Source organism: Arthrobacter sp., assembly GCF_030540645.1.
In the GTDB taxonomy this organism is placed as follows: Bacteria; Actinomycetota; Actinomycetes; order Actinomycetales; family Micrococcaceae; genus Specibacter.
The window spans coordinates 21218-27697 of sequence record NZ_JAUNVV010000036.1; the positions used below are offsets into that span (position 1 = coordinate 21218).

General features: G+C 63.7%; 8 protein-coding genes. 1 reads left to right on the forward strand and 7 read right to left on the reverse strand.

What is annotated here, in order from left to right; genetic code table 11:
• Nucleotides 1-60 precede the first annotated feature (60 nt).
• Nucleotides 61-1248: a class I SAM-dependent methyltransferase gene (locus Q4P21_RS08630; RefSeq protein ID WP_303388378.1), complete on the reverse strand. Its 1188-nt coding sequence runs from the start codon at nucleotides 1246-1248 to the stop codon at nucleotides 61-63.
• Between the two features lie 156 nt (nucleotides 1249-1404).
• Between Q4P21_RS08630 and Q4P21_RS08635 the strand changes: the two genes are divergently transcribed.
• Nucleotides 1405-2397 carry an MIP/aquaporin family protein gene (locus Q4P21_RS08635; protein ID WP_303388379.1) on the forward strand — a complete coding sequence of 331 codons (993 nt, stop codon included), beginning with the start codon at nucleotides 1405-1407 and terminating at the stop codon, nucleotides 2395-2397.
• An 11-nt stretch (nucleotides 2398-2408) separates the two neighbouring features.
• Here Q4P21_RS08635 and Q4P21_RS08640 read toward each other — a convergent pair whose 3' ends face one another.
• The 6 genes from Q4P21_RS08640 to Q4P21_RS08665 all read right to left on the reverse strand — a co-directional run.
• The gene (locus Q4P21_RS08640) at nucleotides 2409-2729 is read right to left on the reverse strand and encodes a YchJ family protein (protein WP_369598881.1); all 321 of its coding nucleotides are present in this window, start codon (nucleotides 2727-2729) and stop codon (nucleotides 2409-2411) included.
• A 77-nt stretch (nucleotides 2730-2806) separates the two neighbouring features.
• Nucleotides 2807-3559, reverse strand: coding sequence for a FadR/GntR family transcriptional regulator (locus Q4P21_RS08645; RefSeq protein WP_303388380.1), 753 nt, complete (start codon nucleotides 3557-3559; stop codon nucleotides 2807-2809).
• Nucleotides 3560-3621: 62 nt separating this feature from the next.
• A complete protein-coding gene (locus tag Q4P21_RS08650) occupies nucleotides 3622-3888 on the reverse strand; it encodes a ferredoxin (RefSeq protein ID WP_303388381.1) in 267 nt (88 codons plus the stop codon).
• On the reverse strand, nucleotides 3881-5152 hold the full coding sequence (locus tag Q4P21_RS08655) for an NADH-ubiquinone oxidoreductase-F iron-sulfur binding region domain-containing protein (RefSeq protein ID WP_303388382.1): 1272 nt from the start codon (nucleotides 5150-5152) through the stop codon (nucleotides 3881-3883). Before Q4P21_RS08655 ends, Q4P21_RS08650 begins: the two co-directional genes overlap by 8 nt.
• Nucleotides 5149-5706: a ferric reductase-like transmembrane domain-containing protein gene (locus Q4P21_RS08660; protein WP_303388383.1), complete on the reverse strand. Its 558-nt coding sequence runs from the start codon at nucleotides 5704-5706 to the stop codon at nucleotides 5149-5151. Before Q4P21_RS08660 ends, Q4P21_RS08655 begins: the two co-directional genes overlap by 4 nt.
• On the reverse strand, nucleotides 5699-6480 hold a 782-nt coding region (locus Q4P21_RS08665), incomplete at its 5' end, for an FAD:protein FMN transferase (RefSeq protein WP_303388384.1). The genes Q4P21_RS08665 and Q4P21_RS08660, both read right to left, overlap by 8 nt.

Consider the following 6480-nt stretch of genomic DNA (forward strand, 5'->3'; position numbering starts at 1 on the left):
CCCCCAGCTGAACCGGTGTGTACGAACGCCACGGGCAACATCATGATCTTGTGCTTGGACTCAGTCCGTTTCCACTGCGGAGCCTGCCACCTTCGTGGACACGGTCACCGTGAACTTGCTGTTGCGCCCCTCCACACGGGTGGGCCCCACCGTTTTGGCCAGCGCCTGTTTGTAGTCCAGGTGACGGTTGTAAACGCACCACAATTCCCCGCCCGGAGCCAGCACCTTGGCGGCTGCGGCAAACAGCTTCAGCGCGATGCCGGCATGGACCGTGGCCCCGACGTGGAAGGGCGGATTGAGCACAATCAGTCCGGCCGAACCCGCTGGGAAACTGGACAGCGCGTCGTCGCGAATCACCTCAATCTGCTCCTGCAGCCCGTTGGCCTTTGCGGTGGCCAGCGTTGAAGCCACCGCAGCAGCTGACTGATCGGTGGCCGCAATGTGCAGTCCGGGTCGGGCTTTGGCCAGGGCCGCCGCGATGGTGCCGTTGCCGGCTCCCAAATCGATGGCGGTTTCGGTGTCTTGACGCATCGCCGGGATGAACTCCAGCAGGAACCTTGTTCCCACATCGACCTTGGTGCCGCCGAAGGTGGCCCCATGCGCACACAGCCACAGGCCCAGCTCCTCGTGGAACTCTCGCCGCGGGAAGCTCGACGCCGGGCCCTCCTTGAGCGGTCCGCTGACGAACAGCGGGCGGGACTTGCGCCATGCGCGCCCGGCCGTGACGGAGGAGAAATGCCGTGACAGGACGGTGTTCATGGCAACAGTCATGTGCTTGATGCGCCCTCCCGCAAAGATCTGCACGTCCGGGTCGGCATGGGCACTGATCAGCTCAGCCACTTCCGCCACTTCTTCCAGGCTGCGCGGAAGTTGCCACAGCACCACGCGTGCGCCGGCAAACAGCCGACCATCCAAGGGTCCGCTGGCGTAAGCACCGGCCAAGTCCATCCGTGCGGCATTGGCGGCAAGGGCCCGCTCCCCGGACAGTCCGTCCTGGTGCACCCGCAGCCCGCGCAGCCCGTGAAGTGTTGCCGCAGCCAACGTCAATGCCCCGTAGCGGTCTCCCACCACCACCACCGCACTGTTTCCGGGGCCGCTGCCCGTCCGGGCCAACGCCTCAGCTGCTTCGTTGAGGATCAGTTCATCGGTGGCGTCGTGGGCAAACAAGTTTGCTGCCTCAATGTCGGGAAATCTACGCAGTTGCCCGAAGTCGAAGTTGGGCCCCGCAGTGCTGTTGTTATCCTCCACCGGGCTACTCTACAGGGCGGGTTTCCGGGCTCGCACCCTGCTCCCGGTGACCTTGTCCCCGTCTCTGGTGACAGGGGTCACGACGGTCGTATACTTGTGGCAGTCACCTCAGTCACAGATACGTCGCCGTCATTGACGACTGGAAGGATGATTCACATGAGTGAAATTACGCCGTTGCGAAGAGGAATTCGCGAAGGCAGCGGGTTAAAGCGCGTTGGTGGTGTGTGGGGAGAAATGCTTGCGGAATTCCTCGGCACCTTCGTTTTGATTTGTTTTGGCGACGGAGTCGTCGCCATGGCCGTGGCGGCCCTGCCAGGCAGCGGCCGCGCAGCCACCGACACCACCATCTTTGCCGCTGCCGGGGACTGGCTGCTCATCACGTGGGGCTGGGCGTTCGCCGTTGCCCTGGGCGTGTATGTTGCCGGCGGAGTGACCGGAGCTCACCTGAACCCAGCAGTTACACTGGCATTCGCCGTGCGGCGGAAGTTCGCGTGGAACAAGGTCATACCCTACGTCGTAGCCCAGGTGGTAGGCGCCTTTGCCGCCGCAGCACTGCTGTACGTGGTGTACTTCAACGCCATCGACGCGTTCAATGCGGCGTCCAAAACCCAACGGAATGAAGCAGGGGGTCTGGCAACGTTCTCCATCTTCGCCACGTTCCCTGCCCCGTACTTCAAGGGCAACCTGACTGTGCCGTTGATTGACCAAATTGTTGGCACCGCGTTCCTGATCATCTTGATCGCCGCGATTATCGACATGCGCAACTTGGCGGTCAAGGCCAACCTTGGCCCGCTCATGATTGGTTTTGCCGTGGCAGCGATCGGCATGTCCTTTGGCGCCAACGCCGGATACGCCATCAACCCCGCCCGTGACTTTGGTCCACGCGTCTTTGCGTGGATGGCTGGTTGGGGTGAGGTGGCCATGCCGGGCACCATCACCGGAGTGCCCGGGGCGTTCAGCTGGTACTTCTGGGTGCCGATCGTGGGCCCGCTCATTGGCGGCGTCATCGGCATCCTGGTGTACGACTGGTTCATCGGGGACATCCTGCATGCGCGCCGCATCCTGGCCGACCGCGCAGAACAGGCCGCCCGCAAGACGGAGCTGGAACCACCACCATCAGAGCCTGGACCGGCAACCCAGGAGTACTAGGCCTGGCAGAACTAAAGCAGTTCCAACGCCTCCACATAGAGCCATTGCCGTCCTTCACGGACAAAGCTGCTGGTTTCAGTCAATGAATCCTTCAGCTTGCGGTTTGCAGCGGAGCGGTAGTGGGCACGGAAGCTGACAACTCCTTGGCTGTCAAACAACCCACCAGCACTGGTGCCGAGAATTTCCAGCAGGTACCACTGCTGGTCAGCATCAAGCTGGAGGGAAGCAGGCCGGGTGGAGGGGTGCCAGGTATGCAGCAGGTAGCTGGCATCCCCCACGGCAAAGGCGCTGAAGCGTGAGCGCATCAGCGCCTCCGCTGTGGGCGGGTACAACTGCTGGTCCGTGCCCAGGCTCCTGATGAACTTGGCACAGCAATTTTCATAACTCTCGCCGCTTTGGCAGGGGCACCTCATCGCTCGGGCCGCGTCTGCTCGTGGAACCACTCAATGTGGCCCCTGAGCTCCTGGGCTGCGCGGGCGCCGTCGTGCTCCAGGACGGCAGCAAATATCCGATCATGCTGTGCACGCAGCGTGGGGACGATTTTCGCCCACCGTTCGTCACTGTCGATGGCGGCACTGACGTAGCCCTGGATCGCTGAACGCAGGGATTCCATCATGGCGGTGATGACGGCATTGCCGGCCAGTGCACTGAGCTGCACGTGGAAGGCCGCGTCAAGGACGTGGAATTCCTCCCTGTCCAGTTGAGGATCAGCCATGGCCGTGAGCAACGAGCCCAGCGCTGTCTCTTGATCGTGGTCGCGCGGCTGGATCGCAGCCTCCCCGGCCGCCCACGTTTCCATCATGATGCGGGTCTGCACAATGTCGGCAACCGGAAAATGGTTGGTGGCCATGTGCAGACGCAGAGTGGAAGCCAGCCCCGCACTGGGATTGGCAATGACCACAGCCCCTGACCGCGGTCCGGAACCAGCAGCGGTGCGAACTACGCCCATGGCATCAAGGACACGGATGGCATCACGTACAGACGCCCTGGAAATACCGTGTTTCAGGGCCAGTGCACGCTCGCCCGGCAACTGGTCCCCCACCTTGATCCGCCCAGCCTTGAGCTCGTCTTCAATACTCTCCAGCACAGCTTCGTAGCTGCGGGTGGCGGGCTCTGCTGGCGGGTTTGGCGCAGCAAGCGGCGCGTTGTTTGGAATGGACACGGCACCATTGTCCCATTTTCCTGCCCTGCCGGTCTTCCAGCCTTCCCGGCCTGCCACCGGCACTACCGACTTGTGCGAGGCCGGCGTCGATCCCGGACGCCGGGGGCCTGATTGGATATGCTGAGCGCCAATTTAGGGCAAAGCTGTACGGCCTCCCTTGCCGCCCCCGCATATTCGTCATCGATGTCCACGTTGCCGCGCCCCCCACCGCCTGCTTGCCTAACCAGAGGGTAGCCCCAGTCGTCGCGGCCTAGGAGGGGGGTCAGAAGTTCGGTGCACAGTCCGCGCCCGTCACATCTGGTCCAGTCGATATGCAACGTCTCAGTCATGCCATCTCCTCGTTGTTTTCGTACAATTCCCGGCTACGTGAGCCTTCACATCGTCGGCGAACGTGCCCAGCGCGCTACCCACCAGCTGTGCCGTCCCATCCGGATGGTGGCAGGCTCCGCGCCCTGTCACCAAGTGGCTGAGCCTGTCCAGTTCCCCCACCAGTCGCGGATCGCAGCCACCGTGGGCAAGGGCGTTCATGACCCGGGCCATGACGGGAAGGCCAAACATGCAGGGGCCGCACTGCTTCGCCGACTCGTTGGCGAGGTAGCCCACAATCCGCGCGGTGGCCTCCAGGCCGCACTGCGAGGTGTGGAGTACATGCACCACCCCAGCGCCGGGTTGGACCGTGAGGCCTTCCGGCCCGGTGGGGGACAGCTGGTAGTCCAGCGGCCCCACCCACCGTCCGTGATAGCCGCCGACCATAACTGCTTGGACGGTGGCAAGGTCGACGGCGGCACTGGCCAGCACCTCCCCAAGACGTAAGTCCCCGGCGACTTCCAGGACCTGTTGACCAGCAGGCCCCGAAACGGAGAGCAGGCGGGTGCCGGGATCCCGATCCGATCCCTCGGTGCGAAACCATGCCGGACCGTAGCGGGCAATGAGTGCCAAGTGTGCAAGTGTTTCGACGTTGAACACCAGGGTGGGGCGGCCCTTTAACCCGGAATCACTGAGTCGGCTCCTGTGGTCGAAAGGAAGCGCAATGCCGTTGGCAATACGGTTTACGACGGCGCCCGCCTCGCCCGCGATGAACGTGTGGGGAGCCTCCACCACCCGTATTCTGCGAGCTTCGGGTCTTTCTGCAAGTGCACGTTCCACAGCCGGAATGCTGGTGCTGCCGGCATAGATGAACACCTGCCCTGCGGCGACCGCACGTGCAACTGCCAGCAGCCCGTCGATCACCAGGTGCGGGGCATGGGCCAGCAACGTCTTGTCCTTGAAACTCAGCGGTTCACCCTCGGCTCCGTTGGCTATCACCACCGGCTTGGCAGAAAACGGTGTTGCTGAAAAGGGTGTTCCCGCGCGGGCGCTGCCGGTGGCGGCAATCTTTCGCCACGACGCGAAAAACGCCCCGCCCCGCCCGGTCAATCCGGCAGATTCCACGGCGTCAATGAAGGTCCCGTCAATGTCGTGGGTGGCCAGGGCTCCGAACGCCTCAACATGCGCGTCCAACCCGGCATGGTTTCCGGCGGCGAACAGGCGGTGGGTAACGGTGGGGCCGCGGAGCTTGGCAGTCGCCGTCGGCCCCAAGGTCAGGGGCGTCATGCCAGGCCTCCTTGGCGGGTTTTGGCAGTTTCCAAAAAGTTGGCGGAAACACGCCACAGCAGTGCGGCGCCCACCACGGCCAGTGACCCCACGGACAGCAGCAGGAACCATGGGCTGGTCCCATTCGTGCCGTTGCCGATGGCGTGGGCCAGCGCGATGGGCCACATCGCATAGCTGAACCAGTGAACGGCACGAAAGGCCCGCTGGCCAATCCGGTGCCGCAGCAGGCTCGTGGCCACAACGGCCACCAGCAGATCGAACGCCACGGTACCAAGCCCCTGCCAGAACGGCTTGAAGGAGCCCAGGAACGGCACCACGACGTCCACAAGGTTGAGATTCGCGTACGAATCCAGGATCAAGGTTCCCACGTGGAGAATGAGAAACACAGTGGCCAGCAGCGCGATGTTCCGGTGCACCAAAGCCACTGAGAACCGTGGAATACGCAGCAACGGTCGCCCGGAGCGGGTCAGTATCCCCAACAGGACGGTCCCGGTGAAGAGCAGTAATGAAATGATGCCGCTCACCCGGCCAAAAGCCCACAGTGCGTTATCCATGCGGCGGCACTCCTGCATGAGCCAGCTTTGCCATATCCTCGGCCAAGGGCCAGCCACCCGTGGTGACCACCCTCCCCTGTTCGTCGACCAGGCGTGCTGCGATCCCGCAGCGCTGGAACCACTGCACGGCGGCGAATCCTCGGACAATCCCGGCCGTGCTGTACGTGTTGGCCCGCAGGCATGAGGGTGCAGCCACCGTGACGGAACGCCAAATTGCTTCGGCAGGTAGGCCGAACCGCGGATCGAGAATATGGTGGATAGGTCTTCCTGCATGCTGCCACCGGCGCTTTTGGGTGCTCGAAGTTGCCACCGCATGACCGGCACCCAAGGTGACCTGCTGTGCGGGGTCCTCGGGCAGGTCCTGCACAAGGACCTGCCATCCACCGGCCGGCGCAGGACCCGACGTGGCGATGTCACCTCCCAGGTTGACGAACACCCCGCACCCCAATTCAAGCGATACGCGGGCCGCGGCAAGGTCGGCCGTGACAGCCTTGGCCGTTGCGCCCAAGTCCAGACGCAGTCCCTCGGGCACGGTGAGGAATTCGCCCTCGAGGCGAACCCGGGACCATCCGAGGCTCCGAACCTTGGGCGGGGTGGGCGGTCCGGCAGTTCCAACGGGCAGGAGGCGGATCTCAGTCAAGTCCCGGTCATATCCGAGGGCATCCAGCTCATGGCCAAGCGTGGGGTCCACGTCGCCGTCTGTCCGCTGTGCCGCGTCAAGCGCACTGGCGATCAAATGGGTCAGCAGCGGGCTGACTCGCACACCGGAGGCAA